A 23605-nucleotide genomic window follows, 5' to 3' on the forward strand; every position below is an offset into this window, starting at 1 on the left:
CTCGATCAGCGCGCCGACCGCGGCGGGGCCGTCGATGAGCGGACGATGAGCTGAGGATCGGTGGAGGGCATCTCGCCCACCGCCTCATGACCCTCGATCTGGGCGATCACCCGGAGGGCGGCTGCCCGGCCCATCGCCTCGAAGGGCTGGCGGACCGTCGTGAGGGCAGGGGAGGCGTACGCGGCGAGGGCGATGTCGTCGACGCTCACCACCGAGACGTCCTCGGGAACGCTGCGTCCGGCCTCGTGCAGCGCGCGGATCAGGCCGAACGCCATCTCGTCACTGCTGACGAACACGGCCGTGGCCTCGGGGATGGCGGCGATCGTACGACCCGCGCGGTAGCCCGACTCGGGTGTCCAGTCGGCGGGGATCAGCGGCGGGGGTACGATCCCCCGGTCGCGCAGCGTCTGCTCCCAGGCTTCGCTGCGCTGCTGCGTCTCGGTCCAGTAGTCGTCGCCCGAGACATGCCACACGGTCTTGTGGCCGAGGTCGAGGAGGTGCTCGACCGCGAGGCGGGCGATCGCGCGCTGATCGACGGCGAGCGGAGCATCCTCTTCGAGAGAGGTGCGCTCGCTGCGGGTCGCGGGCGTGCGCTCGGTGCGCGCCCTCATGGCCGGGCTCTCGAGTTCGAGCGGCACACCGAGGATGATGCCTTCGGCTCCCTGGCGCTCGAGTCGGTCGAACGCTTCGAGGAAGGCCTCGGCGGAAGCGTGATCGGCGACGGCCGCGGTCGAGACCGTGTATCCGTTCGCCGCCGCGGCCTGCTGGATGCCGACGCCGAGGGCTGCCGACGAGTAGCGGTCGGTGGAGACGACGATCACGCCCAGCACGCGTGTGCGACCTGACGCCAGTGAGGCGGCTGCGGCGTGCACCCGGTAACCGAGTTCCTCGACCGCTGCCAACACGCGCCTGGCGGTGTCGGGGCGCACGTTGTCCTGCCCCGACATGACGCGGGAGACGGTCTGTGTGGAGACACCGGCAAGCTGGGCGACATCGACCTGGCTGGGGGCGCGGTCGTCTCTCGGGCGACGAGGTGACATGTGCTCAATGGTAGCGATCAATCGGCGTGAATCCAGGAGGCGCGGAGTATCGTGATGCGATAATGTGAACGCAAACACTCGTGCTTGGAGCGCTATGCCTGACCTTCTCGCCTCGGCTGTCGACGCCGTGTCCGCTGCCGTCGACACTCGGGCCGCCGTGCCGCCGATCGGCGCTCCCGCCCTGTCCTGGCGCGACGGGGAGATCCTTCGCGACGGCGTCGCGCACCGCATCATCGCCGGTTCGATCCACTACTTCCGGGTGCATCCCGACCAGTGGGAGGATCGCCTCCGCCGCCTCGCCGCGATGGGCGCGAACACGGTCGACACGTATGTCGCGTGGAACTTCCACGAACGCGTCGAGGGCGATGTGCGCTTCGACGGCTGGCGTGACATCGAGCGTTTCATCCGCCTCGCCGGAGAGGTGGGCCTGGATGTCTTTCTGCGGCCGAGCCCCTACATCTGCGCGGAGTGGTCCAACGGCGGCATCCCGTTCTGGCTGTCCGGTCGCGTGGCTGCGCTGCGCACGAGCGATGTCGGCTTCCTCGCGGCCGTCGACGCCTGGTACGACGAGCTGATTCCCCGCCTCGTCCCGCTGCAGGCTGCGCACGGCGGACCCATCGTCGCGATCCAGGTCGAGAACGAGTACGGCTCTTTCGGCAGCGATCCCGCCTACCTCGCGCATCTGCGTGACGGGCTCCGTCGCCGAGGGATGGTCGAGATGCTCACGACCGCCGACGGCATCACGAGCGACATGATCGAGCACGGCAGTGTGCCCGGCGCGATGGCGACATTCACCTTCGGCACCGGCGTCGCCAAGGCGGTGGAACTGCGTCGTCACGGCGATGCGCTCATGTGCAGTGAGCTGTGGGGCGGGTGGTTCGACCATTGGGGCGAGCGGCACCACGTGCGTTCGGCCGCGAGTGCCGGCGGAACCATCGAGGAGCTGCTGCGTGCGGGTGGGTCCGTGAGCCTCTACATGGCGCACGGAGGCACGAACTTCGGCCTGTGGAACGGGGCGAACCACGATCGGGTGCTGCAGCCGACCGTGACCAGTTACGACTCGGATGCGCCGATCGGCGAAGACGGCACCCTCAACGAGAAGTTCCATGCGCTTCGGGCGATGTTCGCGCCCTTCCATGGGACTGCTCTTCCGCCTGTGCCCGCGGCGCCGCGTCGGCAGGCTGCGGCGACCGCAGCGCTCACCCCTCGTTCCTCTCTGATCGAGCTGATCGCCTCGCTTCCCGTGATCGGCGAGGTATCGCCGCGACCGCGCACCTTCGAAGAGCTCGGCGCCGAAGACGGGCTCGTCGCCTACGAGGCTGATGTGTCCTTCCCCGCCGAGGCGACGCTCACTGTCGACGGACTGCACGACCGGGCGGTGGTGTTCCTCGACGACCTTCGGCTCGGCGTGCTCGAGCGGGATGGCGAGACGTCTCTGCCCCTGCCACGCGAAGGCGGTGTCGGCCGGCTCGTCATCGTCGTCGAGAGCCTGGGCCGCATCAACTACGGCCCCTACACCGGAGAGGGCAAGGGCATCATGCGCGGCGTGATGATCGGCCGCCGACTGGTCAACGGGTGGACACATCGCCTGATCCCGCAGGATGCTCCTGCGGCGACCTCCCGTTCGGTCGACAGCGCCGACGACGGGGTCGCCGTGGCCTCGTTCGACGTCGCTGAACCGCTCGACGCCTGGCTCGCCTTTCCCGGCGGCTCGAAGGGCATGGTCTGGTTGAACGGGTTCCTCCTCGGCCGGTACTGGAAGGTCGGACCGCAGGAGACGCTGTACGCACCGGCGCCGCTGTGGCGGACGGGTCGCAACGAGATCGTGGTGCTCGACACCGACGGACTCGGCGAGACGGTCGAGATCCGCGAGCAGCCCTCCTTCGGCGAGACCGAGGAGTTCATCGGCTCCTGACCGCTCTGCTGCTGTCCCGAGGCCCATCCTCCACGCCGACACCCATCGTCTCCGGCGGCTGTGAGGGTGGGTCTCGTCGCGGAGCATGGGTTTCACTGCCCCAGCACCTGAGGACATGTTTGCGCTCGCTTGGCAAAAAGCCTTGATATAGGAGCCCACGTCCGCTTACAGTGATAGCGCAAACATCGATGTGGGTCGTCGATGACCACTTGCGGCGCACCGGGGCGTCCGTCCTCCCGACGTCGCTCCGATCGAGAGGCAAGACGTGTCGAAACCTTCCCGACCGCCCCGCGCCGCCGTCGCTCTCAGCTCCGTGCTGGCGACCGCGCTCGCAATCGGCGGTGTGCTCACCCCGGCGACGGCTGCGCAGGCCGCCGACCTCGTTGCGGTGCCCAAGACCGACTACCGCCTGCACGCGGTCTCGAGCGAGTCGGACCCCTATCCGGCGCCGCCGTCGCTCGACGGCACCGCTCTGGGCGCCTTCGACGGCGACTTCGCGACGCAGTGGACTTCGCGGTACGCCGCGAACGCCCCGTTCCCGCACTGGATCGTCGTCGACCTGCAGCGCTCGCTCTCGGTGAAGGCCCTCGACTACTCGGTCAAGAAGGGTCAGGGCGTCGCCGCTAAGACGGTGGAGGTCTATGTGACCGACGACGCGGATGTCGCGCGCAACTCTCCGGCCGACGGCGGATGGGGTGCGGCCTCAGGAACAGCGACGCTGCACGCACCGACGGCGAACGACGAGAAGCAGCGCATCACCCTCGATTCCGCCAAGGACGGCCGCTACGTTGCTTTGCTCGTGATCGACGCGCAGGGCACCACAGGGGGAGGGGCGGGCGAGATCGAGGTCCTCTCCGACGAGCCGCTGCCTCCGATCGTCACCGAACCGGAGACGCCCGACACCGATGAGACGGTCGAGATCGCCGCCGGTGGTACGACAGCCATCGTGTCGACCGAGTTCCCCCGCATCACCGGATATCGGGTGGGTGGGGAGAGCATCGCCGGCCAGCGCAGCTCCGCGAAGACCTGGTCGGTGAACGGCACGACCTACCCCTCGACGACCACCTCGACATCCTCGGCGACCGGGGTCGATTACGTGTCCACGCTCACCGGCATCGACGTGACCGTGCGCAGCAGCATCCGGGTCGCGAAGGACGGGACTGTCGGGTTCGAGGTCACCGCCGTCGAAGGCGGGGCCACAGTGACGACGCTCGGACTCCCGGACAACGCGTTCCTCTCCGTGAGCGCCGCGGATGCCGGTGCAGCGCTCGACCGCACCGTGATCAGCCCTGACAGCACGAAGAACGCCGACGAGCACATCGCCGTCGACGCCTCGACGGCCACCGGTCAGAAGGGGGCGGCCTTCGCCTTCCTCGGCAATGGTGCGCTCGTGGGCAGCGTCATCACCAACGCGACGACGCAGGCATCCGGCGGCACAGCCTCGTGGAACACGCGCCTGACCACGCGCGTGACCGAGACGGCGGGTCGCACCGCCGAGATCGGATCCAGCGCCTGGCTGATCCACCCGACGACCGCCGTCGACAGCCGCGTGACCACCTACGCGCTGCCGAAGGTCACGGTGCTCCTCGCCGCCGACCGCAACGGCGACGCGACGGTCGACTGGCAGGACGCCGCGATCCGCTACCGCGAGGTCGACACCCCGCGTCTCGGCGCCGACCGGGTCGCGGAGCGCGTCGTCAGCAGGATCCCGTTCAACTTCGCCTCCAGTGCGACGAACTACTTCGACCTCACCCTCGACAACACCAAGCGCATCGCGAACCAGACCGACGGTCTCGGCCAGTGGGTGCTCAACAAGGGCTACGGCAGCGAAGGCCACGACTCCGCGAACACCGACTACGGCGGGAACTACAACGAGCGCGCGGGCGGGCTGACCGACCTGAACAACCTCGTCGATGAGGGGGCGAAGCTCAACGCCGACATGAGCGTGCACGTCAACGCCACGGAGATGTATCCGCAGGCCGACGCGTTCGACTCCGCGATCATCGACGGAGCGGCGCCGTACAAGCCGGGATGGAACTGGCTCGACCAGTCGTACTACATCAACCAGCAGGCCGACCTCGGCACCGGACGCGTGCTCGACCGCTTCCAGCAGCTGCGCGACGAGGTCCCCGGCCTCAGCGGCGTCTACATCGACGTGTACTACTCCAACGGCTGGGTCGCCGAGGAGCTCGCGGACGAGTTGAACGGCATGGACCTCGAGGTGGCGACCGAGTGGGGTGACAAGTTCGTCGACAGCACGGTCTGGTCCCACTGGCCGAACGACCTCAGCTACGGGGGCGTGACCAACAAGGGCATCAACTCGACCATGGTGCGCTTCATCCAGAACGGGCAGGCCGACGTCTGGAACAACGACGCCCTGCTCGGCCAGCAGCGTCTGGTCGACGCCGAGGGCTGGGTCGGCAACCGCAACTGGGACGGTTTCGTCGACAACATCTGGACGCAGAGCCTGCCGACCAAGTTCCTGCAGCACTTCGACCTGTTGACCTACGAGGCCGGTGCGGAGGCGACTCTGACCGATGATGTGGCCGTGCGGATGGACGGCAGCACCAGGGTCGTCACCATGGACGGCGCGACGGTGCTGCGCGGCGACTCCTACCTGCTTCCGTGGCAGTCGCTGGCGTCGAACCAGGACACCGGCACGCCCGTCGATGCCGACAAGATGTACTTCTACTCCGCATCCGGCGGCGAGAAGACCTTCGGTCTCACGGACGCGTTCCGGGGCAACACCACCTTCGACGTCTTCGAACTCGGTGACCAGGGCCGCGTCAAGGTGGGTACGGCGAACGCGGACGGCGGTGAGCTCACGCTCAGCGGCGACAAGGGTACGGCCTACGTCGTGGTGCCGCAGGGCGGTGCACAGCGCGCGGCGGTCGAGTACCGCGATGCCGGTCTCGACGACCCGGGGTTCAACTCCGGTTCACTCGATGTGTGGAACCCGCAGGGCGATGTGACGATCGAGCGCACCGACCTCGGCGGTGCGAAGAACGAGTCCCGCGGCGACAACATCGCCGTGTTCGGCGCCGCCGCCTCGTCGATCTCGCAGACCGTGACCGGGCTCACTCCCGGCCAGCGGTACGCGTTCTCGGCTCAGGTGCAGATCGATCCCACTGCGACCCGTGACGTGAGCGTCGCGGTCGACACCGGCTCCGGGGCGGTGACGCGCACGTGGAACCTCTCGCCGACATACAACTACATGCGCGCCGACTCCAAGGCGGGTCAGTACTACCAGCGCGGATCGACGTCGTTCCTCGCTCCCGCTTCCGGTGAGGTGAGGGTCTCGATCGGTGCCGTCGCCGGCGACGCGAAGGTGCGCATCGACAACGCCCGCGTCACGGCCGACACCACCGGTCCGTTCGCAGCCGGCACGGTGTACTCGAACGACTTCGAGGGCAACGAGGCGGGGTGGGGTCCCTTCGTGAAGGGCGACGCCAACGGCATCGACGACCCGCGCACGAGCATCTCGCGCCGGCATGACCCGTACGCGAGCAGCGAGTGGCGCAACACCGCCAAGCCGTTCGATGCGGGGCCCCTCGCCGGGCTGGCGGTGGACACGACGCTCAACGGCGACCACTCGCTGATGTCGCATTCCGAGAACAGCGGAGTCGTCTACCGCACCGATCCGACACTCGTGCCGCTGCAGGCCGGGCACTCCTACCGGGTCGGGTTCGATTACCAGGTCGGGGCGAGTGGTGCGTACCGCTGGCTCACCGGCACGGATGCGGTGGCGGGTGGCAAGGTGACCTCGACGACTCTCAGCCGCACCGGGATCACGCAGGCGTTGGAGACGGCGGAGTTCTCCCAGGACGTGATCGTCGGATGCGGCGACTACACCTGGGTGGGACTCGAGCGCGTGGGCGGACCGGACGTCGACTTCGTGTTGGACGACTTCACCGTCACCGACCTCGGCCCCACGACCGGCGGCACGCCGTGCGCGACGGTGTCCGGCGAAGCGGGCGTCCTGAGCCCCGGAGCGCAGACCGCGTTCACGACCACCTTCACCAACAGCGAGTCGATCGCCGTCGAGAACATCGGCGTTCAGCTCGAAGTGCCGGAGGGCTACGTGGTCGAGGTCGCCGATGACTCATCGAACCTGTTCGACGAGGTCGCGGCCGGCGACAGCGTGGAGACCACCTGGCTGGTCACGGCGCCCGCGGACGCCGCAGGTACGACGGTCGGCATCGGGATCGCGGCGACGTACCTCGCGGACTGCGATGTGCGCACGGTCGGGACGACGCAGGAGGTGTCGGTGTCCTCGCGGGCCCGCATCCCCAACGCGCAGATCTCCGCGACGGCGAGCTCGGAGGAGACCTCGGGCGAAGACGGCGCTGCCGCGAACATGCTGGACGGCAACGCCGGCACGTTCTGGCACAGCCGTTGGAGCTCGGCGGCCACCTCGTACCCGCACGTGCTGACGTTCGACCTCGGTGCTGCCGAGCAGGTCGACGGTGTCTCGTACCTGCGTCGCGGTGCCAACCAGAACGGGCCCATTAAGGGGTACGAGGTCGCGGTGTCGACGGACGGGCAGGCGTACACACCGGTCGCCTCGGGGGAGTGGAAGAACGTGGCCGAGTGGCAGGACGTGGACTTCACGGAGACCACGGCTCGCTACATCCGCGTCACGGCACTCTCTTCGATCTCGGGGACACAGTTCGCCGCAGTCGCCGAGATGGCCGTCTACGGATCCTCCGCACCGCGGGCAGGACACGCTCCGGCGACCCGTCCTGCGGATGACCTGAGTGCGTGCAACCCGGTGATCGACCCGAAGCTCGGGCTCGACACTGACACGGTGCGTGCCGGAGAGACGGTGGGCATGGCGCTCACGGGCTTCGCGCCGCGGTCGACGGTCTCGGTCTGGCTCGACGGCACCAGACTCACGGATGCCACGGTCGATGCGGAGGGTGCGTTGACGACGCGGCTGCTGATCCCCGCGAACGCCGAGGTCGGGAAGCACCGGGTCATCGTGCGGGATGCGGCAGGCACCGAACTCGCGAGCGCACCGTTGAAGGTCAAGAAGGCGAAGCCGGGGAAGAAGGCGACGGTCACGGCCTCCATCGGCTCTGTGTCCGCCGGAGCGACGCTGACCGTGCAGCTGAGCGGCTTCGAGGCCGATGCGCTGGTGCAGCTGTGGCTGCACTCCGAACCCGTGCGGGTCGGCGAGGTGACCGTGTCAGCAGAAGGCGACGCGGTCGCGACCGTCACGATCCCGGCGTCGACACCGGCCGGCGCGCACGCGCTCGTCGCGACCGATGCCCAGGGCGTCGAGCTGGCTCGGGGCGACCTCGCCGTCACGGCTGCGACGGGCAGTGGCAGTGGTAGCAGCGGGGGAGACCTCGCGACGACGGGTGCCGACGGCGCGATCTGGACCGGTGCGGCTCTCGCCGCGCTTCTCACGATGGGCCTCGGCCTGACCCTGTGGCTGCGGAGGCGTCGCCTGAGCTGATCAGCAGTCGCACGAACGGCCCGGAGGCATCCCGCCTCCGGGCCGTTCGTGTCCCCGCTCCCCACTCCCTCCCGCTCCCTCCCCGCTCTCCGCTCCCTCCCCGCTCCCTCCCCGTCGAGTGCACGGCGTCTCGTCGATCGCACGGTTCTCTCCGTGAATGTCCCGTGCGTTCGCGAGCTTCCCGTGCACTCACGGACTCGGCGCGGCTCCCGCGCACGCGGCGAGTCCGCCCCCGGCGTTGTGCTGAGGGCGGACCTGTGGGCTGGGGTGGGGTGAGGAACTAGCCCTTCACCGCGCCGGCGGCGAGGCCGGAGCGCCAGTACTTCTGCAGGGCGAAGAACAACAGCACGAGCGGGATGACTCCGAGCAGGGCACCGAGCATGACGGCGCCCTTGTCCGGGGCGAAGTAGCTCACCATGCCGTAGAGCCCGAGGGTCACCGGCTTCAGATCCTGACTCGAGATCATCATGAGCGGCAGGAGGAAGTTGTTCCAGGTGGCCACGAAGATGAACAGGAAGATCGTCACCATCGCCGGACCCAGAAGCCGCATCACGATCGTGAAGAAGATGCGCGCCTCGCCGGCACCGTCGATGCGGGCGGCTTCGAGCAGTTCGGTCGGCACCGACGACTGGGCGTAGACCATGCCGAGGAACACGCCGAAGGGCGACACCGCGGAGGGGATGATGATCGCCCAGACGGTGTTGGTCAATCCGAGCGCCTGGAACTCGATGTACAGCGGGACGGTCAGCAGAGCGACCGGGAGCAGGAGTCCCGCCATGATGACACCCACCGCGATGCGCTTGCCGGGGAAGGCGAACTTCGCGATCGCGTATCCGGCCATCACCGCGAACAGGGTGCCGATGACGCCTGCGCTCACGGAGTACAGCAACGAGTTGCCGACCCACCGCCAGAACAGGCCCTGGGTCCAGTTCATGAGGCTGTCGTAGTTCGTGCCGAGATTCCAGTCGGCGAACCAGAAGCCGAAGGTCGACGTGAGGTCGGTGTTGTTCTTCGTCGATGCGACGATCAGCCAGTAGACCGGCACGAGGAAGTACAGCGTCGCGACGACCAGTGCGACGATCCCGAACGCCCGCGCGGCCGGAGTGGGCGCGATCGAGGGCGGCGGGGCGTCGACATCGCGCGGTCGGCGGGGCCGTCGGCGGGGGGATGCTCCTGTGGTGATGAGGCGCGTGGTGGTCATGCGTCGCCCTTCCGGCGCTGCAGCAGCGCGTACACGATCGCGAGCACGCCCGCGATCAGAGCCATGAGCAGGGAGTATGCCGATGCGGGGCCGCTGCCGGACGGCGAGATCTCGCCCATCATCGTGTTGTACGTGAGCATCATGGGCGTGAAGTCCTTGCCCATCCACGAGTTCGCGGCCTGCAGCACGACCGGCTCGTTGAACAGCTGGATGGTGCCGATGATCGACAGCAGCACGGCGAGCAGTGCCGCTCCCCGCACGAGCGGCACCTTGATGCGCATCGAGATCTGGAAGCCGGAAGCGCCGTCGAGGCGCGCGGCTTCGTACAGGTCACGGGGGACGGCCTGCAGGGCTGACAGGAAGATGAGCATGTTGTACCCCGTGTAGGTCCAGGTCGTCATGTTCGCCATCGAGAACAGGATCGTTCCCGGCGCCATGAAGTCGGTGCCCTCAGGGAGGAACGGCAGGAAGGGCGAGACCTCCGGGGTGTAGAGGTACAGCCACATCATCGCCGCGATGATGCCGGGAACCGCGTAAGGGAGGAAGAAGGAGAGCCGGAAGAGGGTGGGACGGCGCACGATGAACGAGTCCAGCAGCAGGGCGAGCCCGAGGGCGACGAGGATCATCACCGGGATCTGCAGGGCGGCATAGAGCACCACGCGACCCATGCCGGTCCAGAAGGCGCCGTTGGTCGCGGCGGTGATGAAGTTCTCCAGACCGACGAACGTGTCGACGAGCTCGCCGCCGCCGTAGAGCCCGTCGCCCGCGGGAACCTGGGCGAAGAACGACGACCGGATCGACACGATGATCGGCACCAGGAAGACCAGCACGAACAGCACCGCGAACGGCGTCATGAACAGCCAGCCCGTGAGGCCTTCTCTGCGGGTTCCGAACCGGCGTCTGCGGGCCGGATCCGCGGGGATGCGCGGCGGTGCTGCCGGTGCCGCGCCCCGCGTCTCGGTCACTGTGACCATGGTGTCGCCTCTCGATATCAAGACGACGGCGGAGTGCACGATTGCGCGTGCACTCCGCCGTCGATCATCCGATGATGCCTTCTCGCCCGGTCACTCCGCGACCGGGAGGCCGAGGTCCTTCAGAGAGGCCACTGCCGTGTCCTGCGCCGTGGTGAAGATGTCGGCGACCTTCGCAGTGCCGGCGACGGCTGCCGCTGCGGTCTCGTTCATCTTCGACAGCGTCGAGAAGCCCGGCGCGTAGGGGAAGTCGGGGTTGAGGTTCTCGGTAGCGGTGCCGAGCTCGGCGAGCACGTCCTGGCCGCCGAACTGGCGCAGCATCTTCTCGGGGGTCTCCACGTCGCCCTTCGCGGCCACGACGAGGCCCTGCGACGCGAGGTCGTCGACCTGCGTGTTGAACCAATCGTTGAACTCCATCGCCTCGGCGGGGTGCTCGCAGCCCTTCATGACCGAGACACCGGAACCGCCGTCGGGGCCGCTCATGGCGCCGGCGCCGAAGTCGGGGAGCTGGGCGACGCGCCACTGTCCTTCTGCGGGGGTGCCGTCGAGCGAGTCGAGGAGGAATCCGGCCTCCCACGCCGCTCCGACGTGGCCGATGAGGCTGCCGTCGTTGAGGGCTGCGGTGAAGCCTTCGCCCCAGCGCTCGGTCGCGAGGGTCTGCTTGCCGTCGAGCAGACCCTGCCAGAACGCGGCGACGCGCTCGGAGCCCGCGCCCTCGGCGTCGACCTTCCACTCGTCGCCGGCGGTGCTGAACCAGGTGTCGCCCGCCGCAGCCGACTGGGCGGCGAGCCAGTTCTGCGCCTCATCGGGAGTGAACGCAGTGACGTACTTGCCGGCAGCTGCTGCCGTGGCGGAGTCGGCCGTGAGGTCGTCGAGCGTCTTGGGCGCGTCGAGGCCCAGCGCCTGGAACTCGGCCTCGTTGTAGAAGTACACGAGGGGTCCGGTGTCCTGCGGAAGGCCCACGATCGCGTCGCCGACCTTCATGCCGCTGAACGCGCCGGCGGAGAAGTCGTCCTCGTACTTCTTGGCCTCTTCTGCCACGTCCTGCAGCAGACCCTTGACGAACAGCTGCGGCACCTCGGAGTACCCCGTCTGCGCGAGGCAGGGTCCGTTGCCTGCCTTCACGTCGGTCTCGAGCTTGAGGATCATGTCACTCGACTTGCCGTCGAACTTCGTCGCCTTGACCTGGATGTCGGGGTGCTCGGCGTTCCAGCGATCGACGATCTCGGACGTCGGGGTCATGCCCTCTCCATCGGGGAGACGGTGCAGGTACTCGATCGTGACGGGTTCGCCGCCGGTGCCGTTGTCTCCGGAATCGCCGGATGAGCAGGCTGCGAGGCCGAAGGCCGACACCGCGCCGACGGCGACGATCGCGGCGGTGCGGGTGAAGCGAGGGGTGATTGCCATGCTGTTCTCCTCTTTGAGGTCATGTTCCTGCGGATCGCCCTGGGCGGGGGATTGGCGTCGTGGCGCCGTCGATCACATGCACATCAAATCAGAAAATGTTTGCGCTCACAAGCCTGAGATGATGACCTCTCGGCCGAAAAGTCGATGCGGAAAGGGAGCGCTGACATCGAGCAACCGGCCCGTTCGCGCGTGGCGTTCAGCGGGCGAAGAGCTCGTCGCCGACGCGGACGACACCACCGTGCTGAGCGCCGTCGTCATCCGCGGCCGGCCAGCCGGGGAGAAGCAGCCGTCCGAGGGTCGGCTCCTGTTGGCCGAAAGCTCCGGTGAGGGTGGTGAGGACCTTCGCGTCCCGCCGGCCGTCGTCGGGGTTCGCGTGGGTCGCCAGGCAGCGCACGATGGGGCCGGCGGCGCGGAAGCGCAGCTCACCGATGCGCACTTCGTCCGTCCACTCGAGTTCGCTCCACGGGTCGGCGTCATCGATCACGATGTTCGAACGGAATCGCCGATCGTCGATGCTCATCCCGAGCGCCTCGCCCAGCGCGCGGATGCTGCCCCGGCTGTGCACCGAGACGTAGCCGCGCGAGCGGTCCTGGAAGCGGGACGTCTCGCCGTCGCCGACGAGCACGATCGGAAGACGGCCCGGTCGTCGGAGGCGGCGACCCTCGGGGGTGGCGAGGACGAAGTCGGTGACGGCATCCGCGATCTCCCGGCGCCCCTCCTCGTCGATGCCTGCGTCGACGAGGATCGCACCGGCGTGCACGATACGGATGCGGCGGCTCCCGTCGTCGTAACTCGTGCGCAGAGCAGCGAGCGCGGGGAAATCCTGGAGGGCGAGCCCCTTGGCTTTGGGCCAATAGTCGAAACCGTCGCGGTCCTCCGGCTCGGTCGCGTCTGCGAACCGGAACGCGAGCACGCGATCGCCGCCGACTCTGCCGTCGGACTGCACCGTCAGGGATTCACGTCGTTCGGGCGTGAGGCCCTTGATCGGGTGACGGTAGAGGGCGACGACGCGAGGCATGAGGAGATCCTCTCAGCTGCCGGCCCCGGAGCACGAAGAAACACCCGCACGTCGTGCGGGTGCCACGAACAGAGGGGCGGTCAGGCCTTCTCTAGTTCGTCCTCATCTTCGTCGGCGTAGTCATCTGCCCACTTGTCGACATATGCGTCTTCGTCTGTCGGATGACCCAGCTCGCGCTCGAGCGCGGAGTAGTTCACCGACGGACTGTACGCCTTGAGTTCGCGGGCGATCTTTGTGTGCTTCGCCTTCTGACGGCCACGGCCCATGCGCGAGACCCCCTCACGAGTTAAGCGGCGGGGTTCGAGGCCCGCGGCATTTTTCACGACACCGGATCAAAGCCGGTAAGAGTAGCATTCAGAATAGCACGCGGGTAAGCCCCTCTGGCTGACGCCAGGCTGGTGAAGGGAACGATCTTCATGACCGACGACACCTCCACTCCCTCCGACGAGGCCGCACAGAACGCGGCGCTGCAGAAAGCCGTCATCGTCGGCATGCAGGTGGACCAGGACCGACACGTCATCGACGAGGCCGTGCGCTATGCGCGGTTGCTGGGTGCGCCGCTGGTGGTCGCGCATGTCGACGTCACTCGATTCGTCACGTACGAGGACCCGGACGGCTACGTGCATTCGGCTCCGATCGACATCAACTTCGATGCCGGTGCTGCGGAGTTCGAGGCGGTCGAGGCGGCGGCCGCTGGCATGCTCGCGGGCACGGACATCACGTGGACGGCACGGCAGCTGGTGGGAGACCCCGCCCTGGCGATCAAGCAGCTCGCGAACAAGCTCGACGCCCAGCTGATCGTCGTGGGCACTCGCAAGCGCGGCATCGGCGAGTCCATCAGGGAGTTCTTCACCGGATCGGTCGCCGCGCGTCTGGCTCACCGTCAGCATCGCTCGGTTCTCGTGGTGCCTCTCGGGGAATCCGTCCCCGACGAGCAGAAGGAGATCTGGCCGGAGAAGTAGTCCGTCCGACCGCGCGGAGAAGCGGAAAGAAGGGTGTCGGCATCCGCGATGGATGCCGACACCTTCTGTGTGATCGGGAGGGTTCTGTGTGGTCGGGGATTCAGGGCCCGGAGACTCGGGACCCGGTGACTCAGGACCCAGCTGTTCAGGGCCCGGAGCTGTTCAGGGCCCGGAGCTGTTCAGGACCCGGAGCTGCTCAGGGCGACCGTGATGCCGCGGGCTGCGGTGTCGAGCGCCGTCTCGAGGTCGGTGACGACCGACGGCGACAGCGTGCCGCCCTTCGCGATGTGGGTGCGCAGGTCGGTCCGCACCCGGGCGCGGAAGGCATTGATCACGGCGTCCGCCCGGTGCATCTCCTCGCGGGAGACGAGGCGCGAATCGTCGGTCGCCGTCCTGGGACGGTTCTTCGCCGCGTTCCGTTCGTCCTTCTCCGCCGCTGCCAGATCGGCGCGGAGGCTCTTCATCGCATCCTTGACGCTCTGTCGGACCTCGCTCGCGATCAGTCGCACGGAGTCGGTGAGCCCGGCCTCGATGCCCGCGAGGTCACCCTCACGCGATGCGAGCTCTGCCCGGCCGGCCTCGGTGATGGAGTAGATCGTGGTGCGGCCGTCGACGGTCTTGGTGACCAGGCCCTCTTCCTCGAGCTTTGCGAGACGAGGATAGATGGTGCCGGCGCTCGGCGTGTAGGTGCCACCGGTGCGATCGGTGAGCGACTGGATGATGCCGTAACCGTGCTGGGGTGCCTCGGCGAGGAGCGACAGCAGATACAGGCGCAGGTCGCCGTGGGAGAAGACCGCGGGGCTCATGCTTCCCACTCCGGGTCGTCGGCGATCGAAGCAGGGGAGCGGCGGAGGACGGTCACTCCACCGGAGACCGAGTTCGCGCGCAGGTCGACGAAGCGCCCCGCGAGTTCCCCGGTGGTGCCGGTGTAGTTGCTGGGTCCCGAGGTGCTGCGCTCGACGCCGTCGATCAGCAGGCGTCCGCTCAGCGACCGGATGACGTAGTTCGCGGCGAGAGACTCATCCAGACGGACGGTGGTCCCGCCCGAGACCGAGTTGACGGTGATGGTGTTCACGTCTCCCGCGGCATCGACCAGTGTGGAGCCGGAGACGATGTCGACCGTGGCCCGGCGGACGGCGCCCGTGACGGCCACGTCGCCCGAGACGCTGTTCGCGCTTATCGAGCCGGTGAGTCCGCGCACCTGCACGTCCCCGGAGACGGAGTTCACGGTGAGGTCGCCGATCAGGGTGTCGACGATGATGTCGCCCGACACGGTGTTGAGACGGGCGTCGTTGCGGAGTCCCGACACCAGGGCGCCGGCACTGACGACACCGAGGTTCAGGGCGATCGCGCGGGGGACGGCGACGCTCACCTCGGCGCGGGGGCCGCCTGAGCCGAAGTTGCGGAACACCTCGAGGAAGTTGTCCCACCCCAGCTGCGGGTGGTCGATCTCGACCTCGCCGTCGTGGGACTCGATGCGCAGGTCTTTGGTGGTGACGCCGTGCACCTCGATGCGGATGCCCGGTTCGTCGTGGGCGATGATGTCGACCTGTCCGCCGACGAGGCCCACTTTGAGGCGGGTGACGGATTCGATGTCGATGACACGGTCCTCGCCGGGGGCGATGAGCCACTTCTCGGTCATGTCTGCTTCTCCTGGGTTTGGGATCACGATATATCGTGTGTTGCCACGATAACACGATATATCTCGTTCCTGTCAAGGGCCCTCACCCGCTCCCGTCGCGATATGACACCCTTCGACGCGTTTTTAGCTGACATATCGCGACCGGAGCAGGGTTGACCTTGACGCTGCGTCAACTTCTAGAGTCGAGGTGTTGAGCGAGGAAGGGAGGGGTGATGGAGAAGGACGACTGGTCGATCCAGGAGATCGCGCGGCTGGCGGGTACCACGAGTCGCGCGCTCCGGCACTACGACGACGTCGGGCTGCTGCCGCCGTCGCGCATCGCGTCCAACGGCTATCGGCACTACGACAGGAAGGCCCTCGTGCGTCTACAGCGCATCCTGCTGCTCCGGGAGCTCGGGCTCGGGCTGCCGCAGATCGCGGAGGTGCTGGGATCCGCATCCTCCGCGGACGCCGGGGCGGTCGAGGCCTCGGCGCTCGAAACCCACCTCGCGCTGCTGCGCGACGAACAGACCAGGCTGGCGCGACAGATCGCGTCGGTCGAATCCACCATCACGGCATTGAGAGGAGGTGAGAACCTCATGGCAGAGAACATGTTCGACGGCTTCGACCATGCGAAGTACAAGGACGAGGTCGAGGAACGCTGGGGGAAGAAGGCCTACGCCGACAGCGACAGCTGGTGGCGCGGCATGACCGAGTCCGAGCGCACAGCGTGGCAGAAGCGCGTGTCCGACCTCGGACGCGACTGGATCGCGGCGGCGGAGAGCGGTATCGCTCCGTCTTCACGCGAAGCCCAGGAGATCGCGCGGCGCCACGTGGAGTGGCTCACGGGCATCCCCGGCACACCTGCGGCCGCGCCCGGAGGAGACGTCAAGGCGTACGTGATCGGCCTCGGCGAGATGTACGTCGCGGATCCGCGCTTCGGCGCGAACTATGCGACGTCGTCCGGCGGCACGCACGGCGCGGAGTTCGTCCGCGACGCCCTTCGCATCTACGCGGACGGCAACCTCTGAGTCGTCCCCCTCCGGTCGCGATATGCCAGCCTCAGCCACGGTTTCGGCTGTCATATCGCGACCGGAGCGCGCCGGGTCCGTACCGAACGGGCGCGCGGGGCGCAAGGGGGGGCGATCGCAGGGCACCCCGGGCGTAGGGTCGGGGCATGGCTCACGGACCCCGGCGCACGAATGCGGCGCCGCTGTTCGTCGCCGCGGCAACCGCCTACGGAGCCAACTGCGCTCTCGGCACGGCCGTCGCTGCGCGGGTCGTCGACACACGGAACTTCCGGTGGCTGCACCACCTGCTGTACATCGCCACATGCCTCACGACCGCACTGGCGCTGAGCGCAGGGCTGTGGGGCCGCCCGCGCAGACAGAGCCGTCGCGCCGCACTCGCATTGCTCCCCGTCGCCGCACCGCTTGCGGCGATCCCGTATCTCGGCTCGCACGGTCGACGGCACCCGTTGGTCGCCCTCACCGCCGCGCCCTTCATCGTCGCGGGGCTGCTGCTCTCGCGGTCCACCGCCGACCGGAAGTGAAACGCATGGAGCTGCTCGACGCCATCCGCCGCCGCAAGACCACGAACGGTGCGTTCTTGCCCGACCCGGTCTCCGAAGAGCATCAGCGCATCCTTCTCGAGGCGGCCGGGCGCGCGCCATCGCAGCTGAACAGCCAGCCCTGGCGGTTCGTCGTGATCGAGAGCCGGGACACGATCGAGCAGATCGCCCGCATCTCAGGCGAGAGCATGACCGAGGCGATGTCGAACGGCACCTTCTTCGAGCGCTACAAGCCGTACTTCCGCTTCAGTCAGGCCGAGATGGAGGAGAAGCGCAGCGGCATGCTGTTCGACAAGCTGCCCGCAGCGCTCCGGCCGTTCACGAGCCAGGTGTTCACCAAGCGCGGGCAGACGCTGATGAACACGTTCGGGGTGCCGAAGACCCTCGGAGCCGAGAACAGGAAGCTCGTCGCGGGTTCACCACTGTTGCTGGGCGTCATGCTCGATCGCAGCGAGTACCGACCGGGACAGCTGTCGTCGTTCTATTCGGTGTTCAGCATGGGGGCGGCGATGGAGAACGTGTGGCTCACGACCGTCGAGCTCGGCATGGGCATCCAGTTCATCTCGTTCCCGATGGAGGTGCCGGGCCGCTGGGACGAGATCGTCGAGCTGCTGCGCGTGCCCGACGACCTCGAGCTCATGGCCGTCTACCGGCTGGGCTACCTGCCCCCGGAGCAGCGCCGCCCCGCGATCGACTGGTCGAGCAGCCAGCGCAAGCTCGTGTCGCAGTACGTGTTCCGAGAGAACGGGAACACGCCGCAGCAGGGGTGGGACGGCCCGCCCCCTGCGGCCGACGTCACTCCGGGTCCGCCGACGACAGGGGAGTGAGGTCGCGCAGCGCCGGACCCTCGATGCGAGTGCCGTCCGGGGCGAAGCGCGATGCGTGCAGCGGGCAGTCCCAGGTGCAGTCCGCGTCGTTCCAGGTGAGGACTCCGCCGAGGTGTGTGCACACGGCACCCACCGCCCGCGTCACGCCATCGACGGTGGAGACCGCGACCGGACGTCCCGCGCGATTCGCGACCACCCCTTCGCCCTCCGCGGGCTGAGGGACCGGCGTTCGGCGCCGTTCCGCGTCCACCCACCCGGAGGCGAGGGCGGCAGCGACCTTTCCGCTCTCCACGGCACCGCGACCGAGGTCGGCGGGAACCGTCAGGCGCGTGCCGATCGTCGTGACCCACGTGGGGCGATCGCGCCGCGGTGTGCCGAGGATCTCGGAGGTGAGGCGCTGGGCCGCGGCGGGGGCGTTGGACAGACCCCACTTGGCGTAGCCGGTCGCGAAGCGGATGCGGCCGAGGCCGCGCGGCATCGCCCCGACGAACGGGATGAGGTCGTGCGACTCATAGTCCTGCGCCGACCACCGATGCGTCTCCTCGGCGCCGGGGAAATGCAGCTGCGTCCACGCGACGAGGTCCTCCACTGCAGCTGCCTCGCTGTCGGAGCGGCCGACCGGGTGGCCGTTGCCTCCGACGACGAGCCGGGCCCCGCTGCCTGGGCCATCCGCCACGGTCACGGGACGGATCGACCGGGTGGGTCCGTCGACCGAGAGGAACGTGCCCTCCGGAACATCCCCGGGAACCCGGAACGACACGCAGTACGACCGGAGCCCCCGCACCTTGGCGAAGTAGAGCCCGCGGTCCGTGATGGGCGTGCCGGTCGCGAGCACGATGTGTTCGGCGAAGAGCGGTCCCTGTGCGGTGTCGACGCGTCCGGCGAGCGCCCGCGTGCCTGTCGCCCTGACGCCTGTGTGCAGAGTCCCGCCCGAGGAGAGCAGTTCCGCGGCCAGCGCCACCGCGACGGCGACGGGATCGATGGCGACCTGATCGTCCAGCGCCACCGCGGCCGCCACGGGGAACGGGTGGGCGGGAGCTCGGTGGGCGACAGCACCCTGGACGGCAGGCCCGCCTCGCGAGCAGCGGCATGCTGCTCGTCCACCGTGTCGATGCCGTCAGGGCCCTGGGCGTAGGAATGGTCCGTGTGGCGGGTGAACGGAACACCCGAGAGCTCGGCGAACGCGAGCAGCCATTCCATTCCCGAGCGGTTGGCATCCACGTAGGCGCGCACGAGCTCTGCCGGATGATGTCGACGGATCGTCGCGAGCTGTGCGCCCTGCAGCAGGGACAGCTTTCCTGTGTTCGCACCGCTGGCGAGCTCGGCGATCCCGCCGGCGTCGATCACCGCCACGTCGAGCCCCGCTCTGGTGAGCATGACCGCCGTCGAGAGTCCGGTGAGCCCGGCGCCCACGATCACGACGTCATGGCGCGCGCCGGACTCGAGAGGTGTTCCGGTCGGCAGGGTCCGGTCGAACTTCCACAGGGGATTCATGCGCTCAGTCAACGCCGTGCACATCCCGGTATCCACCGCCTTGACATCCGGACGGTCCGCTGTCAGGCGGCGACTACAGTGGCGGACGTGAACCTTCGCCGCATCCTCCTGGTCGCCGCCGGCGGCACGGCGGGAACTGCGGCACGGCTCGGGCTGGGGCTCATGCTGCCTGATGCCGGGGGCTTCCCCATGGCCGTGCTGGTCGCGAACGTCGTCGGGGCCTTCCTGATCGGACTGCTGGCCGCGCGCCTGCCCGCCACGGCCGAGCTCCGACTCGCGCTCGGCACCGGCGTGCTCGGAGGCTTCACCACCTACAGCGCCTTCATGACGGGCACCCTCTCCCTGTGGATGGACGCCCCCGTCATCGCCGTCGCCTATGCGGTCGGCAGCCTTGCGCTCGGGCTCGCCGCGGCGGCTCTGGGGCTGCGTCTCGGTCGGCCGCGCGCGGGAGGGGCATCGTGAGTCCGCTCCTCTTCATCGGCGCAGCGCTCGCCGGAGGGGCGGGCGCGGTGCTGCGCTACCTCGTCGATCTCGGAGCGGCCCGGCTGGTGGGGCGCCGTTTCCCCTGGGGCATCCTCCTCGTCAACCTCACCGGCTCGTTCGCGCTCGGACTCGTCACCACCGCGCTGCCTGACGCGGCCTTCCTCCTCGGGGCAGGGCTGCTCGGCGGGTACACGACCTTCAGCACGGCGATGCTCGACACGGTCGCGTTGTGGCGTGACGGGGAGCGCCCGGCGTCGGCCTTCAACGCGATGGGGATGCTGCTGCTCGGGCTGCTCGCCGCGGCTCTCGGTCTGGCTCTCGGTTCCGTTCTGTAGCCCCTCGGGTCTTTCGAATCACGAAAAGGGGTGCATCCGCCCCCCCGATCGGACCATTCGCGCCATGCGAACGACTCGATGGTTGCGAGGGGTGGGACCTCGCGGTAACCTGCTTGCTAATCGATTAACGCTAAACGATTAACAAGCGGAGAAACCGCGCACCCGTGCACTGTCGAAGGAGACACCGATGCCCCGTACGACCCGCCGCGCTCTCGGCGCCCTCGCCGCGTCAGCCGCAGCCGTCCTCGCCCTCAGCGCCTGCTCGTCCGGAACCGGGGGAGGAAGCTCCGACGGCGAGGTCAGCCTGAGCTACGCCATCTGGGACGAGAACCAGAAGCCCGCGATGGAGGACATCGCCGCGGCGTTCACGAAGGAGCACCCGAACGTCACGATCGACATCCAGGTGACCCCGTACAAGGAGTACTTCACCAAGCTGCAGACCGCCGCGACGGGTGGCTCCGCGGCCGACGTCTTCTGGATGAACGGCCCGAACTTCCAGCTCTACGCCTCGAACGGTCAGCTCGCCCCGCTCGACGACGGCGGGATCGACGCCGCCGACTACCCGCAGGGCCTGGTCGACCTCTACACCTACGACGGGAAGCTCTACGGGGCGCCGAAGGACTTCGACACCGTCGCGCTCTGGTACAACAAGGCGCTGTTCGATGCGGCCGGGGTCGGATACCCCTCGGCCGACTGGACGTGGGACGACTTCACCGCCGCGGCCGCGAAGCTCACCGACCCCGCCAAGGGGCAGTTCGGCGTGGCCGCGAGCCAGTACGGCCAGGAGAACTTCTACAACTCGATCGCGCAGGCCGGTGGCGAGGTCATCTCCGCCGACGGCACCAAGAGCGGCTACGGTTCGCCCGAGGCCCTCGCCGGCATCGAGCTGTGGACCGACCTGATCGCCGCAGGGTCCTCGCCCACGGCGCAGCAGATGACCGACACCAACCCCGAGGACTTCTTCCTCTCCGGCAAGGTCGCCATGTTCCAGAACGGATCGTGGGCGGCCATCGCCTATGCGGACAACGCCGACATCGGCGGCAGCGTCGACGTGGCTCCGCTTCCTACCGGCGCCGAGGGCAACCAGAGCGTGATCCATGGCGTCGGCAACGTCGCCAACGCCAAGAGCGCGCACCTCGCCGAGGCCAAGCAGTTCGCCGCCTTCGCCTCCGGGGAGCAGGCCGCGAAGATCCAGGCCGAGACCGGCACCGTGATCCCCGCGTTCGACGGGACGCAGCAGGCCTGGGTCGACGCCCTGCCGCAGTACGACCTGCAGGTCTACATCGACGCGCTCGAGAACGCCGTGCCCTACCCGGTGTCGAAGAACACCTCGGCGTGGACGAGCATCGAGAGCGAGGTGCTCTCGCAGGTCTGGTCGGGTGCGGTCTCGCCGAAGGAGGGTCTCCAGGACCTCGCCGCCCAGATGCAGGCGGCCCTGGACGCCGAGCAGGAGTGACCTCATGACCGTCATCGCGCCACGCGCGGTCGAGTCGGCGGAGCGGATGTCGGCGACCCCGGCATCCGCCCCCCGCCGCCGTCGACGGAGCCCAGGGGCCTCGGCCTGGTGGGCGCTGGTCTTCCTCGGCCCCACGGCCCTGGGCATCGCCGTCTTCTACCTCTGGCCGACCGTCCGCACCCTCATCATCTCGTTCACGAAGTCCGGTCCGTTCGGCGGGGCCGAGTGGGTCGGCCTCGACAACTACACGCGCCTGTTCCAGGACCCCGAGCTGATCGGAGCTCTGCGCAACACCGCGATCTACACGGTCATCGCTCTGATCGGCATCCCGCTCGCGGTCGGTATCGCCGCGCTGCTGAACACCACAGGACTCAAGGGCCGCAGCGCCTATCGCACGCTGTACTTCATCCCCGTGGTCACCATGCCCGCGGCGATCGCGCTCGTCTGGCGAATGATCTACAACGGCGACTACGGCGTGCTGAATGCCGCGCTCGCCGCCGTCGGCATCGAGGGGCGCAGCTGGCTCACCGATCCGAACACGGCCTTGATCGCGATCGCCGTCGTCGGCATCTGGGCGGGCCTCGGCACGAACATCGTCATCTTCCTCGCCGGGCTCCAGGGCATCCCCGACACCATCATGGAGGCGGCCGACCTCGACGGCGCAGGACCCGTGCGCAAATTCTTCTCCATCACGATCCCGCTGCTGTCGCCCTCGATCTTCTTCGTCAGCGTCATCAGCGTGATCGGGGCGCTGCAGGTGTTCGATCTCATCTACATGATGCTCGGCCGCAGCAACCCCGCGATGCCGAACACCCGGACGGTCGTCTACCTGTTCTACGAAGCGGGTTTCCTCGACAACGACCGCGGTTACGCGGCCGCCGTCGCCTTCCTGCTGTTGGTGATCATCCTGATCCTCACGATCGTGCAGTTCCGTCTGCAGAAGAAGTGGGTGCACTATGAGTGACGTCTCGCTCGACACGCGTGCCATCGTGGGCGCGAAGCCCGCGCGCTCCGGCGCGGGGAAGCCGAAGAACCGCGGCCTCTGGATCGTGCACCTCGTACTCGCGCTCGGCGCGGTGCTGATGGTCTTCCCCTTCGTCTGGCAGCTGCTCACCTCGTTCAAGACGCTGTCCGACTCGGTGCAGGTGCCCCCGTCGTTCCTGCCGCGCGAGTGGGTGTTCACGAACTTCGCCGAGGTGTTCGACTCGATGCCGTTCGCGCAGATGTTCCTGAACTCGGTGTGGCTCACCGTCGGTCGCACGGTCGGTCAGGTGGTGCTCTGCACCATGGCGGGCTACGCGTTCGCACGCATCCCGTTCCCCGGCCGCAACGCCCTGTTCGTGGTGTTCCTGTCGGTGCTCATGGTGCCGTCGCAGCTGTACCTGCTGCCGCAGTACGAGATCATCCAATCGCTCGGCTGGCTGAACACCCTGCAGGCGCTCATCGTGCCCGGCATCTTCAGCGCTTTCGGAACCTTCCTGATGCGGCAGTTCTTCATGTCGATGCCCGCCGAGCTCGAGGAGGCCGCCCGCATCGACGGTGCCAATCCGTGGCAGACGTTCTGGCGGATCATGGTTCCGCTCGCGAAGCCTGGCATCATCGCACTTGTGGTGTTCACTGTGCTGTGGTCCTGGAACGATCTGCTCTGGCCGTTGATCGTGACGACCGATCCCGCCAAGATGCCGCTGTCGGTCGGCCTGTCGCAGCTCGTCGGCATCCACGGCACGGACTATCCGGTGCTGATGGCGGGCGCGCTGCTGGCGACGCTCCCCATGCTGGTGACTTTCATGGTGCTGCAGCGACAGTTCATCCAGGGCATCGCGTTCAGCGGATCGAAGGGCTGA

Annotated in this window: 20 protein-coding genes and 1 pseudogene; 11 read left to right on the forward strand and 10 right to left on the reverse strand. The window is 68.2% G+C overall.

Features of this window, described 5'->3' with window-relative positions; all coding sequences use genetic code 11:
* Positions 1-5 precede the first annotated feature (5 nt).
* The gene (locus AB4070_RS18130) at positions 6-1040 is read right to left on the reverse strand and encodes a LacI family DNA-binding transcriptional regulator (RefSeq protein WP_441981329.1); all 1035 of its coding nucleotides are present in this window, start codon (positions 1038-1040) and stop codon (positions 6-8) included.
* A gap of 94 nt (positions 1041-1134) precedes the next feature.
* Here AB4070_RS18130 and AB4070_RS18135 point away from each other — a divergent pair, with 94 nt between their 5' ends.
* Together AB4070_RS18135 and AB4070_RS18140 are read left to right on the forward strand one after the other, a co-directional pair.
* A complete protein-coding gene (locus tag AB4070_RS18135; RefSeq protein WP_441981330.1) occupies positions 1135-2955 on the forward strand; it encodes a glycoside hydrolase family 35 protein in 1821 nt (606 codons plus the stop codon).
* Between the two features lie 265 nt (positions 2956-3220).
* Positions 3221-8416, forward strand: a complete 5196-nt coding sequence (locus AB4070_RS18140; RefSeq protein WP_441981331.1) for an endo-alpha-N-acetylgalactosaminidase family protein — start codon at positions 3221-3223, stop codon at positions 8414-8416.
* A gap of 280 nt (positions 8417-8696) precedes the next feature.
* Here AB4070_RS18140 and AB4070_RS18145 read toward each other — a convergent pair whose 3' ends face one another.
* The 5 genes from AB4070_RS18145 to AB4070_RS18165 form a co-directional block, all read right to left on the reverse strand.
* Positions 8697-9617, reverse strand: a complete 921-nt coding sequence (locus AB4070_RS18145) for a carbohydrate ABC transporter permease (RefSeq protein ID WP_441981332.1) — start codon at positions 9615-9617, stop codon at positions 8697-8699.
* Positions 9614-10591, reverse strand: a complete 978-nt coding sequence (locus AB4070_RS18150) for a carbohydrate ABC transporter permease (RefSeq protein ID WP_441981333.1) — start codon at positions 10589-10591, stop codon at positions 9614-9616. Before AB4070_RS18150 ends, AB4070_RS18145 begins: the two co-directional genes overlap by 4 nt.
* Before the next feature lie 90 nt (positions 10592-10681).
* Positions 10682-11995, reverse strand: a complete 1314-nt coding sequence (locus AB4070_RS18155; protein WP_441981334.1) for an ABC transporter substrate-binding protein — start codon at positions 11993-11995, stop codon at positions 10682-10684.
* A 196-nt stretch (positions 11996-12191) separates the two neighbouring features.
* Positions 12192-13013, reverse strand: coding sequence for an MOSC domain-containing protein (locus tag AB4070_RS18160; RefSeq protein ID WP_441981335.1), 822 nt, complete (start codon positions 13011-13013; stop codon positions 12192-12194).
* An 80-nt stretch (positions 13014-13093) separates the two neighbouring features.
* Positions 13094-13279, reverse strand: a complete 186-nt coding sequence (locus AB4070_RS18165; RefSeq protein WP_029259537.1) for a DUF3073 domain-containing protein — start codon at positions 13277-13279, stop codon at positions 13094-13096.
* A 150-nt stretch (positions 13280-13429) separates the two neighbouring features.
* Here AB4070_RS18165 and AB4070_RS18170 point away from each other — a divergent pair, with 150 nt between their 5' ends.
* A complete protein-coding gene (locus AB4070_RS18170) occupies positions 13430-13975 on the forward strand; it encodes a universal stress protein (protein WP_046746511.1) in 546 nt (181 codons plus the stop codon).
* A gap of 179 nt (positions 13976-14154) precedes the next feature.
* Here AB4070_RS18170 and AB4070_RS18175 read toward each other — a convergent pair whose 3' ends face one another.
* Complete coding sequence (locus AB4070_RS18175) at positions 14155-14781, reverse strand: PadR family transcriptional regulator (protein WP_441981336.1); 627 nt, start codon at positions 14779-14781, stop codon at positions 14155-14157.
* Complete coding sequence (locus AB4070_RS18180; protein ID WP_282847109.1) at positions 14778-15617, reverse strand: DUF4097 family beta strand repeat-containing protein; 840 nt, start codon at positions 15615-15617, stop codon at positions 14778-14780. Before AB4070_RS18180 ends, AB4070_RS18175 begins: the two co-directional genes overlap by 4 nt.
* A gap of 212 nt (positions 15618-15829) precedes the next feature.
* Between AB4070_RS18180 and AB4070_RS18185 the strand changes: the two genes are divergently transcribed.
* The 3 genes from AB4070_RS18185 to AB4070_RS18195 all read left to right on the forward strand — a co-directional run bounded on the left by AB4070_RS18185 (position 15830) and on the right by AB4070_RS18195 (position 17993).
* Positions 15830-16627 (forward strand): MerR family transcriptional regulator, encoded by a 798-nt coding sequence (locus AB4070_RS18185; protein WP_441981337.1) that lies wholly within the window; start codon positions 15830-15832, stop codon positions 16625-16627.
* A gap of 146 nt (positions 16628-16773) precedes the next feature.
* A complete protein-coding gene (locus AB4070_RS18190) occupies positions 16774-17148 on the forward strand; it encodes a hypothetical protein (protein ID WP_282847111.1) in 375 nt (124 codons plus the stop codon).
* 5 nt (positions 17149-17153) lie between these two features.
* The gene (locus tag AB4070_RS18195) at positions 17154-17993 is read left to right on the forward strand and encodes a nitroreductase family protein (protein ID WP_441981338.1); all 840 of its coding nucleotides are present in this window, start codon (positions 17154-17156) and stop codon (positions 17991-17993) included.
* Here AB4070_RS18195 and AB4070_RS18200 read toward each other — a convergent pair.
* Positions 17962-18285: a Rieske 2Fe-2S domain-containing protein gene (locus AB4070_RS18200; RefSeq protein WP_441981396.1), complete on the reverse strand. Its 324-nt coding sequence runs from the start codon at positions 18283-18285 to the stop codon at positions 17962-17964. The genes AB4070_RS18195 and AB4070_RS18200 overlap by 32 nt on opposite strands.
* 156 nt (positions 18286-18441) lie before the next feature.
* Positions 18442-19511: pseudogene (locus AB4070_RS18205) on the reverse strand (NAD(P)/FAD-dependent oxidoreductase); the annotation flags it as partial.
* Between the two features lie 63 nt (positions 19512-19574).
* On the opposite strand from AB4070_RS18205, the gene AB4070_RS18210 reads away from it, so the two are divergent.
* The 5 genes from AB4070_RS18210 to AB4070_RS18230 all read left to right on the forward strand — a co-directional run bounded on the left by AB4070_RS18210 (position 19575) and on the right by AB4070_RS18230 (position 23605).
* Positions 19575-19949: a fluoride efflux transporter FluC gene (locus tag AB4070_RS18210; protein ID WP_441981339.1), complete on the forward strand. Its 375-nt coding sequence runs from the start codon at positions 19575-19577 to the stop codon at positions 19947-19949.
* The gene (locus AB4070_RS18215) at positions 19946-20305 is read left to right on the forward strand and encodes a fluoride efflux transporter FluC (RefSeq protein ID WP_441981340.1); all 360 of its coding nucleotides are present in this window, start codon (positions 19946-19948) and stop codon (positions 20303-20305) included. The genes AB4070_RS18210 and AB4070_RS18215 overlap by 4 nt, the downstream gene beginning before the upstream one ends.
* A 187-nt stretch (positions 20306-20492) precedes the next feature.
* A complete protein-coding gene (locus tag AB4070_RS18220; RefSeq protein ID WP_441981341.1) occupies positions 20493-21761 on the forward strand; it encodes an ABC transporter substrate-binding protein in 1269 nt (422 codons plus the stop codon).
* 4 nt (positions 21762-21765) lie between these two features.
* Complete coding sequence (locus AB4070_RS18225) at positions 21766-22725, forward strand: carbohydrate ABC transporter permease (protein WP_441981342.1); 960 nt, start codon at positions 21766-21768, stop codon at positions 22723-22725.
* Positions 22718-23605 carry a carbohydrate ABC transporter permease gene (locus AB4070_RS18230; protein ID WP_282847118.1) on the forward strand — a complete coding sequence of 296 codons (888 nt, stop codon included), beginning with the start codon at positions 22718-22720 and terminating at the stop codon, positions 23603-23605. Before AB4070_RS18225 ends, AB4070_RS18230 begins: the two co-directional genes overlap by 8 nt.

Source organism: Microbacterium sp. 2RAF4 (genome assembly GCF_052115285.1).
Classification (GTDB): domain Bacteria; phylum Actinomycetota; class Actinomycetes; order Actinomycetales; family Microbacteriaceae; genus Microbacterium; species Microbacterium oxydans.

What these genes read in the sequence shown, in the direction of transcription:
- AB4070_RS18165 (WP_029259537.1), bottom strand. Translation starts at nt 13,279, where the DNA reads ATGGGCCGTGGCCGTCAGAAGGCGAAGCACACAAAGATCGCCCGCGAA.
- AB4070_RS18155 (WP_441981334.1), bottom strand. Translation starts at nt 11,995, where the DNA reads ATGGCAATCACCCCTCGCTTCACCCGCACCGCCGCGATCGTCGCCGTC.
- AB4070_RS18170 (WP_046746511.1), top strand. Translation starts at nt 13,430, where the DNA reads ATGACCGACGACACCTCCACTCCCTCCGACGAGGCCGCACAGAACGCG.
- AB4070_RS18225 (WP_441981342.1), top strand. Translation starts at nt 21,766, where the DNA reads ATGACCGTCATCGCGCCACGCGCGGTCGAGTCGGCGGAGCGGATGTCG.
- AB4070_RS18145 (WP_441981332.1), bottom strand. Translation starts at nt 9,617, where the DNA reads ATGACCACCACGCGCCTCATCACCACAGGAGCATCCCCCCGCCGACGG.
- AB4070_RS18135 (WP_441981330.1), top strand. Translation starts at nt 1,135, where the DNA reads ATGCCTGACCTTCTCGCCTCGGCTGTCGACGCCGTGTCCGCTGCCGTC.
- AB4070_RS18180 (WP_282847109.1), bottom strand. Translation starts at nt 15,617, where the DNA reads ATGACCGAGAAGTGGCTCATCGCCCCCGGCGAGGACCGTGTCATCGAC.
- AB4070_RS18150 (WP_441981333.1), bottom strand. Translation starts at nt 10,591, where the DNA reads ATGGTCACAGTGACCGAGACGCGGGGCGCGGCACCGGCAGCACCGCCG.
- AB4070_RS18130 (WP_441981329.1), bottom strand. Translation starts at nt 1,040, where the DNA reads ATGTCACCTCGTCGCCCGAGAGACGACCGCGCCCCCAGCCAGGTCGAT.
- AB4070_RS18185 (WP_441981337.1), top strand. Translation starts at nt 15,830, where the DNA reads ATGGAGAAGGACGACTGGTCGATCCAGGAGATCGCGCGGCTGGCGGGT.
- AB4070_RS18220 (WP_441981341.1), top strand. Translation starts at nt 20,493, where the DNA reads ATGCCCCGTACGACCCGCCGCGCTCTCGGCGCCCTCGCCGCGTCAGCC.
- AB4070_RS18160 (WP_441981335.1), bottom strand. Translation starts at nt 13,013, where the DNA reads ATGCCTCGCGTCGTCGCCCTCTACCGTCACCCGATCAAGGGCCTCACG.
- AB4070_RS18195 (WP_441981338.1), top strand. Translation starts at nt 17,154, where the DNA reads ATGGAGCTGCTCGACGCCATCCGCCGCCGCAAGACCACGAACGGTGCG.
- AB4070_RS18230 (WP_282847118.1), top strand. Translation starts at nt 22,718, where the DNA reads ATGAGTGACGTCTCGCTCGACACGCGTGCCATCGTGGGCGCGAAGCCC.
- AB4070_RS18175 (WP_441981336.1), bottom strand. Translation starts at nt 14,781, where the DNA reads ATGAGCCCCGCGGTCTTCTCCCACGGCGACCTGCGCCTGTATCTGCTG.
- AB4070_RS18190 (WP_282847111.1), top strand. Translation starts at nt 16,774, where the DNA reads ATGGCTCACGGACCCCGGCGCACGAATGCGGCGCCGCTGTTCGTCGCC.